The organism is Bombella sp. ESL0385 (genome assembly GCF_009725755.1).
GTDB lineage: Bacteria > Pseudomonadota > Alphaproteobacteria > Acetobacterales > Acetobacteraceae > Bombella > Bombella pollinis.
Map to the genome: position 1 here is coordinate 457,096 of NZ_WNIJ01000001.1, position 16,053 is coordinate 473,148.

The following is a 16,053-nucleotide window of genomic DNA, read 5'->3' on the forward strand; positions in this document are numbered from 1 at the left end:
TGCTGGGCGGTGTCGGGCTATGACCTTCGATGTGTCATTATGGGCTTTAGTGCAAGTTTAATCATGAGAAAAGGGAGGTTATGGCAAAGAGGCAGGGCGGTACGGGCGCGATGATGGTGACGGGCTTGGCCCGGCAGGGGAGTCGTCTTGCTTGTTGGCTCCCTGTCGGGGTGGCTCTGGGTATTGCGGCCTATTTTGCTTTGCCAGAGGAGCCGCCTTGGTGGCTGTGTGTGGCCATAATGGGGGGTGTGGCTGTTGGGTTGGCCCTTTTGGTGGGTAGCCGTTGGGTGGTGGCGGTTACGGAGCGGGCTGCGCGGTGGCAGCTGTTGGGCTGTTGTGTGGGCAGTGCTGTATGTGCGTTAGGAATGGGATTTCTGTTAGCTTTCGCTCAAGCGAGGCGGCAACCACCCATGCCGCTTTTGCCGTTGGAATCTATGGTGGTTGAGGGGCGTTTAGCCGCCTTAGAGCCTGTGATAGGGCGTCATGTGGAGGGTGGGGCGTCATGGCGGGTGACGATTAAAGGGGCGGTCTTTCGTTCCCCTTGGTGGGAGGGGATGGCCCCGTTGTCGCGCTCTTTAGTGATTACCTTACCGGCAAAAGATATACCGGTTGTGGAGCATATGAATCCGGGGGAGGTTGTCCGGGTGCGGGCATTGTTGCGCGCGCCAACGGCACCTTCATGGCCGGGGGGGTATGATGGGCAGCGGGCGGCGTGGTTTTCTGGCCGAGCGGGAACGGGGACGGCGTTGTCGCCAGTGGAGCGCGTAGATGATGCACAGGCCGATAGAGGGCGTTGGGGGGCGATACGGGGGCAAGTGGCGCGGCAGATTGAACATTATTTACCCGGTCAGGTTGGGGCGATTGCTGCGGCGGTGTTGTGTGGGGAGACGGGGTTAATTTCCACCCAGACACGGCAGGATTATGCGGCTTCTGGTCTTGCGCATCTATTGGCAGTGGCGGGGTTGCATCTTGGGTTTGTGATGGGGTTTGTGTTTGTTTTGCTGCGCCGGGGGATGAGTTTGTCGCAGCGTCTTTCAGCCCATTGGCCGTGCCGAGAGATAGCCCTTGTGGCGTCTTTGGGGGCGGGTGTGGCTTATGTGCTGCTGACGGGGTGCCATATACCGGGGTTGCGGGCTTTGGGGATGGCAGGGCTTGGGGTTGTGGCCTTTTTATTGGGGCGGCGGGTGATTTCGTTGCGGGGGCTTGCCTTGGTGGCTTTAGCGTTGGAGGTGGCCTCGCCTGTTGTGGTCTTGGATGTGTCTTTTCAGATGTCCTTTGCCGCTGTGATGGCGTTGATTGCCGGGTATGAGCCGTTGCGTGGGGTTTTGGCACGTTTGGGAGGGTATGGGGCGAGGCCGGTAGGGCGGTCTTGGGGGCAGCGTCCCCCTTGGTGGCGGCGCATGGCAGTTGGGGTTGTTATGTTGGTGATAACCTCATTGTTAGCGGGGTTGGCGACTTTGCCGTTAAGCATGGCGTATTTTGGGGCGTTTCAGCCTTGGTTTGTTTTAGCCAATATTCTGGCGGTGCCGTTGATGGGTTTGTGGGTGATGCCTGCGGGGTTGATCGCTTTGGCTCTTATGCCTCTGGGGCTGTCGGCTGTGGCATTACGTGTGATGGGCTGGGGAATTGAGGTTATCTCTTGGTTGGCACGGCATGTGGCGGCGATGCCGTTTGCCTCATGGCCGGTGCCTTCCTTTCCTGCGTGGGATGTGGGGTTATTTCTGCTGGGACTAGCGGTGCTATGTTTATGGCGTGGGATGGCGCGTTTTTGTGGGCTGGGGATGATAGGGGCAGCCCTTGTTTTGGTATGGGTGGTGCCGCGCCCGGTGATGGTGATTACAACGTTGGAGCATGCTCTTGCTGTGCGGCAAGAGGGGGAGATGCGCCTTGTGGAGGGACGGTTAGGGATGCCCCTTGTGCGGCAGGAGGTGCAACGGGCTTTGGGATGGCAAGCGCGTGGGGTGGGGGTGCCGTTTTGTCAGGCGGGAATATGTCGTGTTCCTCTCAAAGCGGGGCAGGTCATTTTATGGCGTATGCTGGAAGGGGCAGATGAGGTGCTGCAGCCTCAGCAATCTCAGCTCTGTGCGCATGTAGCGTTGGAGGTGAATGTGAGGGAGCAAAAGCCACTTTGTATGGCTGCGCAGCATGTGAGCATAGAGGATATAAAGCGTGAGGGAAGCTGGGCTGTTTATGATGATGGGCGTGGTGGTGTGCGGTTCATCTCAGCGCGGATGTGGCAGGGGGAGCGGTTATGGGTTGGGCCGATGGGGTTTCATGGTGTGCCCCCTCTCCCATTTGCGAAGGCAGAATAGCGGGTTAGCCGCTGCATAAGGTGCGGATGAGGGTAGGGGCGAGGCGGCTGAGGCGGTCTTCAAGCTGTGTGGAGAGGCGTTGATAATGGCTGGCACCGGGGAGGGCAGGGTCTTGCCATGGTTTTGCGCCTTCGGGGAAGTTGAGGATGCAGCGATGGAGCCGCTCTGTCTCACGTTGTTTTTTCCATGATTCGGGGAGATGCAGGCAGAGATTTTCTGTGAGTTTGCCGGTCATGAAGTTCCATCGTTCGGGGAGAAGGTGGACATGATTGTGAAAGACTTGATTAAGAATATCTGTGCCGGGGCAAAGGTAAGGCCGTGTTGCGAGGGTAAAGCAGCGATTGATTTGTGAGGGCGAGATTAAGCGGGGGCGGAGGAGGAGCATATTGCTGTTAAAGTAATGCTCCGGTTGAGTGAGGCTAAGATGGTCTTTGGTGTAATGGGCGAGGGTCGTATCAGGGAGGCCCGCAGCGGGGGCATCGCCCAACAGGGTATGGAGGGGGACATTATTACGCTGAAGCATGTAAGCGAGAGGGTCAACGACAGCACCGAGGCTTGCTTCTTGGGGAAAGCGATGGAGGAGAGGGGCGAGTGAGCCGGTGACGAGGAGGGCGTTATCAAGCCAAAGGACGAAGCGTTTCTCACGGAATAAAACAGGGAGATAGCACCGATAGAAACAGCTTGCTTGCCAACGCGGGTGCGTATGTGTGCGTAGGGCTTGTGCTTTTTGGGCGACATCAAGGAAGGTGAGCTGGCTGCTCTCTGTTTGGAAAAGAGCTGTGATGAGGTGCTGAAGGGTTGTGGGAATAGCGGTGTGGAGGATGTAAAAATCGAGCTTTGTGTGGGGGTTATGTGTGATGACGGATTGGATAGCACAGAGCGTAGGCCAGAGGTCGTTGCCGTCTGCACCGAATATGATGGCCGTTTCTTCCAACAAGGGCGGGGTCATGCTCTAGCTCGTGCTATAAGGCTTTAATTGGGAGAAGAAAATCCTTTCTACAGTGTTATGCTATAAAATAAAGCCATTATAAGGCGAGATGGCGTATTTGCCCTTTATGGGGTTGTTTTGGATTTGGGAGGAATCTTATTCTTTTCCTTATAAAGGCACCATTCTGTTACGGGGCAACGCCAACATTCTGGCGTGCGGGCTTTGCAGACATAGCGGCCATGGAGGATGAGCCAATGATGAGCAGGGCGGAGCATCTCTTTGGGGATGCGGGCGATGAGGGCATCCTCCACAGCGCGGACGGTTTTGCCGGGGGCAAGGCCGGTGCGGTTGCCAAGGCGAAAGATGTGCGTATCCACCGCCATGGTGGGTTGGTCAAAAGCGATATTCAGGACGACATTGGCGGTTTTACGGCCTACACCGGGGAGGGCTTCTAACGCTTCGCGGTTATTGGGTACATGGCCGTTGTGTTTTTCTAGTAATTGTTGGCAGAGAAGGGCGACATTATGCGCTTTAGACCGCCATAGGCCGATAGTGCGGATATAATGGGCAATGCCGTCTTCCCCTAAAGCGGCCATGCTGGCAGGGTCGGGGGCTTTCTCATATAAAGCGCGGGTGGCTTTATTGACAGATACATCCGTGGCTTGAGCGGAGAGGACGACGCTGACGAGGAGCTCGAAATGATTATGGTAGATGAGCTCGCTGCGTGCATCAGGGTGGGCTTTGTCTAAGGCGTTGAGGAATGCGCGGACGGCTTTTAGGCTCATCTTTGGTGTTGTGGTGGGCTTTGTGCGGGATGTGGCCATGAGGGGTCAGGTTAGTCCGTGGTGAGAATGATGGGTCTGTTCCTAAGCTGTGTTGCGTTGTTCTTCAAGCGGGTGATAGGAGCAAGGATAACGCTTAGGGATGACGTAAGGGTGAGGGAGGCGGTGGCCAATGGCAGAGGTAAATAGCAAGCCCCATAAGGGGATGAAGCTCTCTTTTACCGAGGTGCTGCGCTTTGTGATGGTACGGTGGGTGCAGCATCCGGCCATGTTAGCGCGGACATTGGGGGGTGTGGGGCTGGCTACATTGGCCGACATTTGCACGCCGCTTTTAGCAGGGCGTTTAGTGGGGGATATTTCCACCACGGTGCTGCCATCCCCGGCAGAAGGGGGCCGTGCGGCTTTGCTGCATGATGCTTTATTGATGGTTAGTGGGCTATTGGTCCTAGGGCTTGTGGGGGTGATGGGCCGGCGTTCCTCCTATTTGGGGATAAGCAAGCTTAGTTTAGCGGTGATGCGTCAGGTATTAGATGATGCCTTTGCCCGTGTGCAGCGTTTCTCTTCCGACTGGCATGCTAATAGTTTTGCAGGCTCGGTTGTGCGGCGTGTGACGCGGGGGATTTGGGCCATTGATACGCTGGATGACACGTTGCTTTTGTTGATTGCCCCGGAGCTTTTGGTGTTGGTGGGCACAACGCTTGTTCTGCTGGTGCGGGCCCCGCTATTGGGGTTAGTGTTGGCGGTGATGGTCGTGCTGTTTGCGTGCCTCTCCATTTGGTTGGCCTTGCGGTATGTAGCCCCAACGGCGCGGGTCTCGAATGAGTGGGATTCCAAAATGGGGGCCCTGTTAGGTGATGCGATTACCTGCAATGCTGTGGTGAAAAGCTTTGGGGCGGAGCAGCGTGAGGAGCAACATTTACATTCTGTAGCCCGGACATGGGCGGAGAAGACCTATTATAGTTGGTATAGGGGAACCAATAGTGCCAATCTTCAGGCGTCCTATACGCTTTTGATGCGTGTGGTGATGATTGGCCTTGCGGTTCTCTTTTGGTGGCGTGGGGCGGCAGGGCCGGGAGATGTGGCTTATGTGTTGACGATGATGTTCCTCATCCAAGGCTATTTGCGGGATTTGGGGCAGCAAGTCAGCCAAGTGCAACGCTCGGTGAATGAGATGGAGGAGCTTGTTGGGCTTTTTGCTACAGCACCGGGCGTGCAGGATGCTGATGGGGCGGTACCGTTGGTCGTGACGGATGGGGCGATTGAGCTACGGGATGTCAGCTTTTGTTATCCTTCGCAATCGACGCCGATTTATCGGGATTTTTCATTGAAGATTGCGGCGGGGAGCCGTGTGGCGTTAGTGGGGGCGTCTGGTTCTGGCAAAACGACTTTAACGCGGCTATTGCAACGGCTTTATGATGTGCAGAATGGGGCCATTTTGATTGATGGGCAGGATATTGCCCATGTCACGCAACAAAGTTTGCGCCGGCAGATTGCTCTTGTGCCGCAGGAGCCGATGTTATTCCACCGCACATTGGCTGAGAATATCGCCTATGGGCAGCCTGATGCCCCGCGTGAGGCGATTGAGGAGGCGGCCCGTTTAGCTAATGCTGATGGGTTCATCACGCAGTTGCCGGATGGTTATGATACATTAGTGGGTGAACGCGGGGTGAAACTCTCTGGTGGGGAGCGGCAGCGTGTGGCTATTGCGCGTGCCTTTTTAACAAACGCGCCAATTGTGATTTTTGATGAAGCAACGGCGAGCTTGGATTCTGAATCGGAGCGGTTGGTGCAAGAGGCTATGGCCCGGTTAATGACTGAACGCACGGTGCTTGTGGTGGCTCATCGCCTAGCAACCGTGCGGGATTTGGACCGTATTTTAGTCTTTGAGGGGGGGCAGATTATTGAGGATGGCACCCATACGACATTAATGGCCCGCCCAGAGGGGGCGTATCATCGTCTCGTGACGTTACAGTCTTTAGAACACGGCTAAAGATAATATTCTTTGAGAGGGGGAAAGCCGTTAAAGCCCGTGGAGCAATAGGTGGAGACATAAGCCCCTGTTGAGAGAATGATGAGTTTATCCCCTGTTTTGAGTTCATCGGGCAGAGGGACGGGGTTTTTCTCGTAAAGGACATCCATACTATCGCAGCTGGGGCCAGCGAGGATGCAGGGGGAGTAGTGGGTGCTGGTCTTATCATAAGGGGTTTGGAAGGCATAACGAATCGCCTCGCCTTCTGTCTCGGCTAAGCCGCCAAAACGGCCAATATCAAGATACACCCAGCGAGGTTCATCCTCTCGGTTACCGCGATGGCTGGCGAGGACGACTTCTGTTTGGACAATCCCGGCACTGCCGACCATATACCGCCCCGGCTCTAAGAGAATCTGCGGGGCGTGACGGGGGAAGTGCGTTTGCATGGCGGTTGTGATGGCCTGCCCGAATTGGTCGATAGCGGGAATGGGGGTGCGGTAATAGGTGGGGAAGCCGCCCCCCATATTGATGAAATCCAGAGTGATATTCTGCTCTTTGTCGAGGCGATGATAAAGCTCTGCGGCTTGGGCAATGGCCTCAGCATAAGCCTCGATATGGGTCTGTTGGCTGCCGACATGAAAGGATAAGCCAGCGGGTTTTAAACCAAGGGCATGGGCTTTGGTGAGGAGGGTAAAAGCATGCTCTACCGTTGTGCCAAACTTGCGGGATAAGGGCCATTCTGCCCCGGTATTGAGGACGCCGAGGCGGCAAAAGACAGAGCAGCCGGGGGCGTGCTGTGCTAATTTCTCTAGCTCTTCAAGGCAATCAAAGGCAAAGAGGGTGAGGCCTTTTTGGTGTGCATAAGCGATGGAGCGGGCTGTTTTTACGGTATGGCCGAAGGAGAGCTTCGCTGCGGGAATGCCCGCTTGGAGGCAGAGGTCAATTTCCCCCGGCGAGGCAATGTCGAAGTAAGAGCCAAGTTGGTGCAAGCATGTAAGAATCGCAGAGGCAGGATTGGCTTTTACCGCGTAATGGATGCGTCCTGTCGGTAGGGCGTTATGGAGGGCTTGGTATTGCTCTGCCACAATGGAGAGGTCCACAACCAGGCACGGTGTGGCAGGCTGTTGGTCAGCGAGGAAGCGGGCGATTTTTGGGGTCATAAGACACACATCCTCTTAGGAAGGGGGAGCTGCGTCAAAAGCGCAGATTGCGCCTTAATGCAAGGGGAAAGGGTAAAGGAGGGATGAAAAGATGCTTCTTAATCACAAAAAAGTGATAATAAGCTGGCTGCTATAATGCTCTTTTTAAGTGAGGGGAGATGCAGGGCAGGAAAGTTTCATATTTTTAGGATGTTAACGACTTTTTGATTGCTTAGCCTCTTGCATGACATGTTTGTAATGAAGAGCAGCTAGACGGAAGACCTCCTTCCCGTTTGCGAAGGGATTTTGGTAGAAAATTAATCGGTTTTAATGTGTGAATCATTTGTTGGGAGGCAGGCTATTATGGCGGCGAATCAGCAAGATAAGAAAAAACGGCCTTTATTAGTGCGGGTTGGTAAAGCCCTGCGGCCTTGGTTTAATAATTTCATTGCAAAAGATTCTTTAGTACCGAACACCCCCAATTTGGATAATAAGCTTTTCCCGTGGGTTGCGGCGTTGGAGGCGGCGGCACCTTTAATGATAAAGGAGTTCCAAGCCGTTATGGCAGAGCGTGAGCGTGTGCCAGCTTTGCGTGATTTATCCCCTGACCATCGGCGGATTGCACCTGATAACCGTTGGAAGTCCTTTTTTCTTTACGGATATGGGATTGCAGTGCCGGAGAATTGTGCAAAAGCTCCAGTAACAGCTCAACTTGTGGCGGGGATACCCGGTTTATGCTCGGCTTTATTCTCTATTTTGGAGCCCGGAGGTGAGATTCCACCGCATAAAGGGGTTACAAAAGGGATGTTGAATGCGCATATGGGCTTGGGTGTTCCACGAGATCGTGATAATTGCTGGATCCAAGTCGCAGATGACAAGTTGCATTGGGATGAGGGGAAGGTTTTCGTCTTTGACGATACGTATCGCCACACAGTGCAGAATAATACGGATGATGTACGCGGTATTTTGTTCATCCAGTTTGAGAGGCCAACGCGTGGCCTAGGGCGGTTGATGCAGCGCATCTTCCTCGATGGGGTGAAGAAATCCGCTTTTGTGAAGGATGCAAAAGATAATATTGAGCGTTGGAATCGGATCCAAGCAGAGTTGGAGAAAGCCTAAACTCTACGCCCCTGAGGTGGGGTGTGGCGGTGTGAGAAGTGAGAGTGTGTTCCGTGCCTGATATGACCGAAATGCAAGAGGATGCTCTCCCACCGCCACCGCAAGGCTGGAAGGCTGTTTTTCTTCAAGTTCTCAATAATAGTGGGGATAGTCAAACGTCCCTTAGTGCAGCAGGGTGCGCGTTTTATGCGACATTGTCGTTGTTCCCTGCTCTTACGGCGTTAATCTCCCTTTATGGGTTGGCTTTTGATGTGCAAACAGCCGAGGGGCAGTTGCATGTTATTAAGCATATTTTGCCACCTGCTGCGTATGATATGATCTTTGACCGGATCCATGCGCTTGTTACGCAACCTCATTCGTCTTTAACATTAGGGCTCGTTTTTTCGGTTTTGGTGGCGTTATGGTCGGTGACGGCAAGTAGCAAATCCATTCTTTCGGCCTTGAATCTGGTTTATCATGCTCAGGAGACGCGTGGTTTTTTTGAGTTCCAGTGTCTTGCGTTTGTGACGACCCTTATGGCGGTGATTGGGGCGTGTTTAACGCTGGCTCTTATGGTGGCTGCCCCAGCTTTAGTGGATTATTTACCGCATTATTTGGCGTATGTAGGGATTGGGATGGAAACCCTTCCATCTTCTATGCATTTTCTGCTTGAGCAATGGACACCTACAGTAGTGCATTGGTTAGCCCCCGCCATTATGCTGTTCTTTGTCTTTACGGCGGTGATGGTGCTTTATCGCATCGCCCCATGCCGTGAGCGGGAGACGGCGTGGCGATGGATTTTCCCCGGTGCTTTTTTGGCGACTATCTTGTGGGTGGCTGTTTCAATAGCGTTCTCATGGTATGTGGCGCATTTTGCAAGCTATAACGCAACTTATGGCCCATTAGGGGCTGTTGCTGCGGTGATGATGTGGCTTTTTGTTAGTGCGTATGTTGTACTTTTTGGGGCGGTCTTAAATGCCGAGTTAGAGGAGCGCGGCTATCGGAAGATGGTTCACCAAGAGCAAGAGGAGTTAGAGGTGGCAGATTAGAAGGAGGGTGTTCTCTCGTTATCTTGCTATTCTCGCTTTTTTCTCTCGTCGTCTGGCAATGTGGTGATTGTAACAGGGCCAACGCCGTTATGGAGGATGCCGATTTTCCTAGCGGCTCCTTTGGAGAGGTCGATGATTCGATCACTATTATAGGGGCCGCGATCATTAACCCGAACAATGACGGAGCGGCCGGTTACGGATGAGGTGACGCGTATTTTAGTGCCTAAGGGTAATGTAGGGTGAGCGGCTGTCATGGCGTCTGGGCGTAATCGCTCTCCGCTTGCGGTCCGTTTACCGACGAATTTTTTGCCGCCATACCAGCTTGCATCGCCGCTTTCTGTAAAAGGGGCGGCGATAGCAGTCGAGATGAGGGGGAGAAAGGCTAGGCAGAGGCAAAGGGTGGTTTTGGGTAAAAAATTGTGTTGTATAGTTGGCATTATAAGCCTTGTGGCTGTTGAAGATGGCGTGTTTTTCTCACAAATGAAGGCCAAGGGCTAGGTTTGCGATATAGGGTTGGGTATTTTGCCTTTAGGGTAATATGGAAAAGAGTGTCTTTACCTAGGGAATATGAAGATGCTATCAGCCGTCCGGATGAAGCGACCTCTTATTGTTGTCCTAAATGGACCGAACCTAAATATGCTAGGGCTGAGACAGCCTGAGATATATGGTGCTGCAACACTGGATGATGTGGAGCAGCTCTGCTTACAAGCAGCGGAACGGCTGGATGTAACGATTGATTTTCGCCAGACCAATGGTGAGGGGGAGCTAGTATCGTGGGTGCAGGAGTGTCGTGGCCGTGCAAGTGGCATAGTCATCAATCCTGCGGCTTATGGGCATACGTCAATTGCTTTACTTGATGCGCTTTTAGCCGTTGAGTTGCCGGTGATTGAGGTGCATATGTCTAACATTCATCGCCGGGAAGCATTTCGTCATCAAACGTATGTTTCTCAGGCAGCCCGTGGCGTTATCTGCGGGTTGGGGATACGTGGTTATGCCCATGCCCTGCAGGCGGTGGCAGATATAATTGAGGATGAAGGATGAGCCGTATGCTCGTGGATAAGGAGGCCATTCGGGCACTTGCTGATATCTTAACTGATACAGGCCTGACTGAAATTGAAGTGTCCGAGGGTGATAGCCGCCTTCGTGTTGCGCGTAATGTAAGCGTGCAGGCTGCGGCCCCCGCGGCTGTGGGAGCCCCGGCAGCGGTAGCGGCCCCTGCGGCGGAGAAGGCCGAGGCCCCGCCTGCGGATTTATCCTCTCATCCTGGCGCGGTGCCTAGCCCGATGGTGGGTGTGGCTTATCTTACGCCAGATCCATCCTCCCCGCCTTTTGTACAAGAGGGCGCGCAGGTTGCTGCGGGGCAGACCATTATGCTCATTGAAGCTATGAAAACCTTTAACCAGATTAAGGCTCCGCGTGCCGGTAAGCTAGTCCGTTACTGTGTGGCATCTGGGGAGCCGGTTGAGTTTGGGGCTGCATTGGCGATTATTGAGTAATGTTTTCCAAGATTCTAATCGCCAATCGTGGCGAGATCGCGTTGCGTGTATTGCGTGCCTGTCGGGAGATGGGCATCAAGACGGTGGCGGTACATTCCACAGCTGATGCCGATGCTATGCATGTCCGTTTGGCGGATGAGGCTGTCTGCATTGGCCCGCCGAGCTCTCGTGATTCCTATCTGAATGTGGCGGCGATTCTTTCTGCAGCGACGATTACTGGGGCGGAGGCGATTCACCCCGGTTATGGCTTCCTCTCTGAGAATGCTGAGTTTGCGGAAACGGTGGAGGAGCATGGTATTGCCTTCATCGGTCCAACGGCTGAGCATATTCGCATGATGGGGGATAAAATCACCGCTAAGACCACGATGGAGGCCCTTGGTGTGCCGCTTGTGCCGGGGTCTGATGGGGCGTTGGCTAGCCTTGAGGAAGCGCGTGAGGTGGCTGAGCGTGTGGGGTATCCTGTCCTCATCAAAGCCGCAGCAGGCGGTGGTGGCCGAGGGATGAAAGTTGCCCAAACGGCTGATGAGATTGAAGAAGCATGGAGTGTTGCCCGGACAGAAGCACGGGCCGCTTTTGGCAATGATGAGGTTTATTTAGAGAAATATCTCGATAAGCCGCGTCATATTGAGCTTCAGATTATGGGTGATACGCACGGCAATGTTGTGCATTTTGGGGAGCGTGATTGTTCCTTGCAGCGGCGTCACCAAAAATTGCTGGAAGAAGCAGGCTCGCCCGTCATTACACCAGAGCAACGTAATGAGATTGGTAAGACCGTTACCGATGCACTCTCGCGTATGAGGTATCGCAATGCGGGGACGTTGGAGTTCCTTTATCAAGATGGGCAATTTTGCTTTATTGAGATGAATACCCGTCTGCAGGTGGAGCATCCTGTTACAGAGATGGTGTGTGATGTGGATTTGGTAAGAGAGCAAATCCGCGTTGCAGCGGGAGAAAAGCTCGGGTACCGGCAAGAGGACATTGTAATGTCCGGCCATGCGATTGAATGTCGCATCAATGCTGAGGACCCGATGAGCTTTGTGCCGAATCCAGGTAAAGTGAAGGTCTTTCACGCGCCTGGTGGGTTAGGGGTACGCATGGATAGTGCTATCTTCTCCGGCTATAAGGTTCCGCCTTATTACGATAGCATGATTGCGAAATTGATCGTCCATGCCCCAACGCGGGAGCAAGCGATTGCTCGTATGAAGCGCGCTTTGACAGAGTGTGTTGTAGAAGGGGTGAAAACGGTCATTCCACTGCATCAGAAGATATTAGCGGACCCGGAGTTCCAAAAAGGGGATTATACCATCCACTGGCTGGAGAACTTTGTCGATAAGATGCAGAATAACCACTAATTTTGCAGTGTATTATGTTGGAAAGGCCGTTCCTTTATGAGGGACGGCCTTTTTTATGCTTAAGATTGAGCATCGCGTAAGCTTAACCCCGCGATAAAAGGGCAGAGGGGGACGCTGAGGAGGAAGAAGGCTGCCAAAAGGCTTAACGTGGCATGGTTGGCAGGTCCCGGTGGCATTGTGCAAGCTAACGTGCCGAAAATGAGGCTTGGGGCCATAAGCGGGAGGGTGAGGATGGGTAGGAGAAGGCTGTTCTGCCGTGCCCCTAGGGTGATAGCCGCTGTCATGCCACCGAGGAAGGCTAAGGTGAGGCTGCCGAGGGTCATGCTGAGGATAAGGCGGGGCAGGGATGAGAGCGAGAGCTGGAAGAAAAGGGCCATTAAAGGTGTGATAAGCAGCAGGGGAAGGCTGCTGGTGACCCAATGGCTGATGATTTTACCAAGGGCAATAAAAGTAGGGGAGAGGCGCATGCGTAAGAGGTCTAAAGAGCCATCTTCCGCATCAGCGTTATAAAGACGTTCCAGCGGTAAGAGGCTTGCGAGCAAGAGGCAGACCCATAAAATGCCCGGCCCAACCTGTTGGAGGCGCGCTGGGGCGGGGCCGAGTGCGAGCGCAAAGAGCATGCAGCATATGATGAGAAAGCCCAGCCCAGCAATGCCGTCCCGCCGATGAGAGAGAGCCAGCCAGAACTCGCGGCGGAGATGGTGTAGAAAAGGATGAACGGGGTGTTTTGGCCCCTCATGAATATGTTGCGGCAGGAGTGGTGCAATATGAAGGCGGGAGGAGAGTGGGGCGGGTGTTATGCTGTGTGTTGCTGTACCGAGTGTGAGTATGTGGCTATGGGGGAGGAGGAGCGGATTATGTGAGGCAGCCATCACGCAGCCCCCTTGGGCGCGATGTGTGGCGATGATGGTGTTAAAGAGGGCGAGGCTTTGGGCATCCAGCCCATGAGTGGGTTCATCAAGGAGCCAAAGGGGCGCGTTAGTGAGTAAGAGTCGGGCGAGTCCCACCCGGCGTTTTTGCCCGTATGAAAGCAAACGTACCGGGCAGTTGAGCAAAGGGGTTAAGGCTAAGTGTGTGAGGGCCTCATGCAGGGCTGTTATTGGGTGGGGGGTAAAGAGGCGGAGATTTTGCTCTACAGTAAGGGTGGGTTTGAGGGCATTGTCCGTCCCTAGCCATGCGATATTGGCTGTGCGGGTGAGTGTCCCTTGTGTGGGTGGGCAAAGCCCAGCAATCAGCCGTAGAAAGGAGGATTTACCAACGCCATTAGGCCCGATAAGGGTAAGGGCATCACCGGGGTATAGCTGACCAGAGAGGTCGTTGATGAGGCACCGCCCTGCACGGGTCAGTTGGATATGGTCTAATGATAAGAGGGGTGTAGGGTGCATGAGGGTGTTTCATGTGGAGCGTGTACCCAGAGGGTAGGAAGAAAATGATGCTGATCGATGAAAAATATAGGAAAGCCTGTTTTGCTGGAAGGGCTCTTATGGTTATGAAGGCACATGATGAATGACTACAAGGCGGTAACGCCACAATGTAGCGTGGGGAAGGACGTTCTGAACTGACTGATTGGGTGTTAAAGGCGAGTAATATCGTCAAATCCTTTAGCGGGAATGAGATTCTGCGGGGGATTTCGCTAGAGGTGGAGCGTGGGGAGTTGATTTCCATCATCGGGCCATCCGGTTGTGGAAAATCGACCTTTTTGCGATGCCTGAACTTTTTAGAACATCCTGATGCGGGCGATGTGCAGGTGGAGAATGTGAAGCTTGCCAGCCATGGGGCATGGCGGCGGGCGGATGAGGCGCAAGCTCATCGGTTGCGGAGCCATGTGGGGATGGTGTTTCAGTCCTTCAATTTATTCCCCCACCGTACGGTGTTGGAGAATGTCATGCTCGCACCGATGCAGGTGAAAGGATTAGAGGAAGGCACGGCTCATAAAATTGCCTGCGAGTTGTTGGAGAAAGTGGGTCTATCCGCTGTGAAGGGGCGGTATCCTGATCGTCTCTCTGGTGGGCAGCAGCAGCGTGCTGCCATTGCGCGGGCTTTGGCTATGAAGCCTTCTGTCATGCTCTATGATGAGCCAACCTCTGCGTTGGACCCGGAACTCTCAGAGGAGGTGTTGTCGGTCATGCGGGCATTGGATGCAGAGGGAATGACTCAGCTTGTTGTAACGCATGATATGCGCTTTGCCCGTGCTGCCTCTGATAGGGTGTTATTTATGGAGGCTGGGCAGATTGTTGAGAGTGGCGACCCGGATGTGATTTTCGCTAATCCGCGTGAGGCGGGGACGCGGCGTTTTCTGCGAACATTATTGTGAAGGATAAGGGCGTGGTGCGCATGAAACGCGTCTTATTATGGGCAGCTGGCCTTGTGCTATGGACTGGGCTGTTCGTTGGTGGCTCTGTAGCGTGGGCAGATGGGGCAGCAGCAACAGCGACAGAGCAGCCATCTGTTGCAGGGCTGCATGTGCCGGGGGCACGTAATGAGCAGGACTTGCCTTGGGCCTCGGACGGGGAGGCGAATGTCCCTTATGTGTTCCACGACCCTGCGCATGAAGGGCGGATGACAGGGTTTGAATATGATCTGATGCAGGCTTTGGCCCCTCGGCTAGGCCGCCAGGGGCGGTTTGTGCAAAATGGGTGGGATGGGCTTATTCCCGGCCTTGGGCGTGACCTTTATGCGTTGGTTATAGATGGGATTGAGATGACGCCGGAGCATAAGGAGGCGGTGTTATTTTCACGCCCTTATTACGTGACGGTGGACCGGATTGTCCTACGGAAGAGTGAGACGGGGTTGGAGAGTGTGGCGGCCCTTAAAGGGCATGTTGTTGGCACAATTAAGAGTACTGCGGCGGAGCGGTTATTGCTGGACCACGACCCGGCGAATGTGCGCTCTTATGATGAGGAGACTAATCTTTTCTCCGACCTGAAGAATGGGCGGCTTGATGCGATTTTGATTGATGAGCCGATAGCCCTTTATTATTGCTCTGATGATTTAAAGCTCGTAGGGCCGCCGATTGGCCGTGTGGCGTATGGGATTGCGTTTGCCAAGGATAATCCTGGCTTGCGTGATGCTGTTGATGCCGCTTTAGGCACATTGATGAGCGATGGGACGTTGCATCAGATTCTCGCGCGTTGGAATCTGTGGACGCCACAAATGGCCGATTATACGGGAGACCATAGTGTCTCCTCTACCCAGCCAACGGCATGGACGGGGTATCGTCAGACGATGGAGCGTATGTCTGGCAGTGGTCTCCAAGCGATGGTGCAGCGTTATAGCAGCTTCTTGCCCCTTATTGCGCGTGGGGCTTTGATGACGCTTGCCGTATCGGCCCTTGCGATGGTGTTAGCGGTCGCTTTTGGGTTGGTTTTGGCTCTAGCCCGTGCCTATGGTCTGGCCCCTTTGCGGTGGGTCGCGGGTGTGTATGTGGAGGTTGTGCGTGGCACGCCGCTTTTGATCCAAGTTTTATTTATCTTTTATGGCCTGCCTGCGTTTGGTGTGAAATTATCGCCCTTCGCGGCGGGTGTGTTGGCTTTGGGGCTGAATTACGCTGCGTATGAGGCAGAGAATTACCGTGCGGGCTTGCTCTCTGTGCCGCGTGGGCAGATGGAAGCGGCCATTGCGCTGAATATGACCCATCGGCAAGCGTTGCGTTTGGTGATTGTTCCGCAGGCTTTTCGCACGGTTGTCCCGGTCATGACGAATGATTTTATCGCGCTCTTAAAGGATAGTTCGCTCGTCTCGGTCATTACTCTAACGGAGTTGAGCCAGACTTATATCCGGCTCTCCTCGACCTATTATGATTATATTGGGACGGGGCTTTTGGTCGCTCTAGCGTATTTGTTGGTCGGGTTACCTTTTGTCCGCCTCGCCCGCATGGCGGAAAAGCGCATGGGGCGGGTGGTGTCTAAAGGGCATCATTAAGCTTTTA

At 54.0% G+C, this 16,053-nt stretch carries 14 protein-coding genes; 9 read left to right on the top strand and 5 right to left on the bottom strand.

Features of this window, described 5'->3' with window-relative positions; genetic code table 11:
- The first annotated feature begins 80 nt into the window (after positions 1 to 80).
- Complete coding sequence (locus tag GM557_RS02185) at positions 81 to 2,312, top strand: ComEC/Rec2 family competence protein (RefSeq protein WP_155572774.1); 2,232 nt, start codon at positions 81 to 83, stop codon at positions 2,310 to 2,312.
- A 4-nt stretch (positions 2,313 to 2,316) separates the two neighbouring features.
- On the opposite strand, the gene GM557_RS02190 is transcribed toward GM557_RS02185, so the two are convergent.
- Positions 2,317 to 3,261, bottom strand: coding sequence for a glycosyltransferase (locus GM557_RS02190; RefSeq protein WP_155572775.1), 945 nt, complete (start codon positions 3,259 to 3,261; stop codon positions 2,317 to 2,319).
- Between the two features lie 104 nt (positions 3,262 to 3,365).
- Complete coding sequence (gene nth / locus GM557_RS02195) at positions 3,366 to 4,064, bottom strand: endonuclease III (protein ID WP_230880576.1); 699 nt, start codon at positions 4,062 to 4,064, stop codon at positions 3,366 to 3,368.
- A gap of 130 nt (positions 4,065 to 4,194) precedes the next feature.
- Here nth and GM557_RS02200 point away from each other — a divergent pair, with 130 nt between their 5' ends.
- Positions 4,195 to 6,012, top strand: a complete 1,818-nt coding sequence (locus tag GM557_RS02200; RefSeq protein WP_155572776.1) for an ABC transporter ATP-binding protein — start codon at positions 4,195 to 4,197, stop codon at positions 6,010 to 6,012.
- Here the strand turns inward: GM557_RS02200 and GM557_RS02205 are convergent.
- Positions 6,009 to 7,151, bottom strand: a complete 1,143-nt coding sequence (locus GM557_RS02205; protein ID WP_155572777.1) for a type III PLP-dependent enzyme — start codon at positions 7,149 to 7,151, stop codon at positions 6,009 to 6,011. The two genes, GM557_RS02200 and GM557_RS02205, sit on opposite strands and share 4 nt — an antisense overlap.
- A gap of 342 nt (positions 7,152 to 7,493) precedes the next feature.
- Between GM557_RS02205 and GM557_RS02210 the strand changes: the two genes are divergently transcribed.
- Together GM557_RS02210 and GM557_RS02215 are read left to right on the top strand one after the other, a co-directional pair.
- Positions 7,494 to 8,249 (top strand): aspartyl/asparaginyl beta-hydroxylase domain-containing protein, encoded by a 756-nt coding sequence (locus tag GM557_RS02210; RefSeq protein WP_155572778.1) that lies wholly within the window; start codon positions 7,494 to 7,496, stop codon positions 8,247 to 8,249.
- A 62-nt stretch (positions 8,250 to 8,311) separates the two neighbouring features.
- Positions 8,312 to 9,277, top strand: a complete 966-nt coding sequence (locus GM557_RS02215; RefSeq protein WP_155573457.1) for a YihY/virulence factor BrkB family protein — start codon at positions 8,312 to 8,314, stop codon at positions 9,275 to 9,277.
- A gap of 26 nt (positions 9,278 to 9,303) precedes the next feature.
- On the opposite strand, the gene GM557_RS08990 is transcribed toward GM557_RS02215, so the two are convergent.
- Complete coding sequence (locus tag GM557_RS08990; RefSeq protein ID WP_155572779.1) at positions 9,304 to 9,714, bottom strand: septal ring lytic transglycosylase RlpA family protein; 411 nt, start codon at positions 9,712 to 9,714, stop codon at positions 9,304 to 9,306.
- 154 nt (positions 9,715 to 9,868) lie between these two features.
- Between GM557_RS08990 and aroQ the strand changes: the two genes are divergently transcribed.
- Genes aroQ through accC form a run of 3 tightly spaced genes read left to right on the top strand, consistent with a single transcriptional unit; the run spans position 9,869 to position 12,125 of the window.
- Positions 9,869 to 10,318 carry a type II 3-dehydroquinate dehydratase gene (aroQ, locus tag GM557_RS02225; protein ID WP_155573458.1) on the top strand — a complete coding sequence of 150 codons (450 nt, stop codon included), beginning with the start codon at positions 9,869 to 9,871 and terminating at the stop codon, positions 10,316 to 10,318.
- Positions 10,315 to 10,773: an acetyl-CoA carboxylase biotin carboxyl carrier protein subunit gene (locus GM557_RS02230; protein ID WP_155572780.1), complete on the top strand. Its 459-nt coding sequence runs from the start codon at positions 10,315 to 10,317 to the stop codon at positions 10,771 to 10,773. Before aroQ ends, GM557_RS02230 begins: the two co-directional genes overlap by 4 nt.
- Positions 10,773 to 12,125 carry an acetyl-CoA carboxylase biotin carboxylase subunit gene (gene accC, locus GM557_RS02235; protein WP_155572781.1) on the top strand — a complete coding sequence of 451 codons (1,353 nt, stop codon included), beginning with the start codon at positions 10,773 to 10,775 and terminating at the stop codon, positions 12,123 to 12,125. Before GM557_RS02230 ends, accC begins: the two co-directional genes overlap by 1 nt.
- A gap of 59 nt (positions 12,126 to 12,184) precedes the next feature.
- Here the strand turns inward: accC and ccmA are convergent, their stop codons facing one another.
- Complete coding sequence (gene ccmA, locus GM557_RS02240; RefSeq protein ID WP_155572782.1) at positions 12,185 to 13,510, bottom strand: heme ABC exporter ATP-binding protein CcmA; 1,326 nt, start codon at positions 13,508 to 13,510, stop codon at positions 12,185 to 12,187.
- A gap of 185 nt (positions 13,511 to 13,695) precedes the next feature.
- Here ccmA and GM557_RS02245 point away from each other — a divergent pair, with 185 nt between their 5' ends.
- Both GM557_RS02245 and GM557_RS02250 read left to right on the top strand, forming a co-directional pair.
- The gene (locus GM557_RS02245) at positions 13,696 to 14,439 is read left to right on the top strand and encodes an amino acid ABC transporter ATP-binding protein (RefSeq protein ID WP_370513412.1); all 744 of its coding nucleotides are present in this window, start codon (positions 13,696 to 13,698) and stop codon (positions 14,437 to 14,439) included.
- A 20-nt stretch (positions 14,440 to 14,459) separates the two neighbouring features.
- On the top strand, positions 14,460 to 16,046 hold the full coding sequence (locus tag GM557_RS02250; protein ID WP_155573459.1) for an ABC transporter substrate-binding protein/permease: 1,587 nt from the start codon (positions 14,460 to 14,462) through the stop codon (positions 16,044 to 16,046).
- Positions 16,047 to 16,053: the final 7 nt, after the last annotated feature.